Source organism: Pseudoalteromonas nanhaiensis (assembly GCF_051235485.1).
Classification (GTDB): domain Bacteria; phylum Pseudomonadota; class Gammaproteobacteria; order Enterobacterales; family Alteromonadaceae; genus Pseudoalteromonas; species Pseudoalteromonas lipolytica_C.
Map to the genome: position 1 here is coordinate 1 of NZ_JBPNYQ010000061.1, position 894 is coordinate 894.

1 rRNA gene is annotated in these 894 nt (G+C 49.3%); it reads right to left on the minus strand.

Annotation, left to right across the window (positions count from 1 at the left end):
* Positions 1 to 894, minus strand: a 23S ribosomal RNA gene (locus tag ACSFVZ_RS20465); the annotation flags it as partial.

Consider the following 894-nt stretch of genomic DNA (forward strand, 5'->3'; position numbering starts at 1 on the left):
TGAATCCGCAGCTTCGGTGCATAGTTTAGCCCCGTTACATCTTCCGCGCAGACCGACTCGACCAGTGAGCTATTACGCTTTCTTTAAAGGGTGGCTGCTTCTAAGCCAACCTCCTGGCTGTCTGGGCCTTTCCACATCGTTTCCCACTTAACTATGACTTTGGGACCTTAGCTGGCGGTCTGGGTTGTTTCCCTCTTCACGACGGACGTTAGCACCCGCCGTGTGTCTCCCGGATAGTACTTTACGGTATTCGGAGTTTGCAAAGGGTTGGTAAGTCGGGATGACCCCCTAGCCTTAACAGTGCTCTACCCCCGTAAGTATTCGTCCGAGGCTCTACCTAAATAGATTTCGGGGAGAACCAGCTATCTCCCGGTTTGATTAGCCTTTCACTCCTAGCCACAGGTCATCCCCTAACTTTTCAACGTTAGTGGGTTCGGTCCTCCAGTTGATGTTACTCAACCTTCAACCTGCCCATGGCTAGATCACCGGGTTTCGGGTCTATACCTTGCAACTATACGCCCAGTTAAGACTCGGTTTCCCTACGGCTACCCTAATCGGTTAACCTCGCTACAAAATATAAGTCGCTGACCCATTATACAAAAGGTACGCAGTCACCCAACAAGTGGGCTCCTACTGCTTGTACGTACACGGTTTCAGGTTCTATTTCACTCCCCTCACAGGGGTTCTTTTCGCCTTTCCCTCACGGTACTGGTTCACTATCGGTCAGTTGGGAGTATTTAGCCTTAGATGATGGTCCACCTATATTCAGTCAAAGTTTCACGTGCTCCGACCTACTCGATTTCACTTAAGATGCATTTTCGTGTACGGGACTATCACCCTGTATCGTCAAACTTTCCAGAATGTTCCACTAACACATAATAAGCTTAAGGGCTG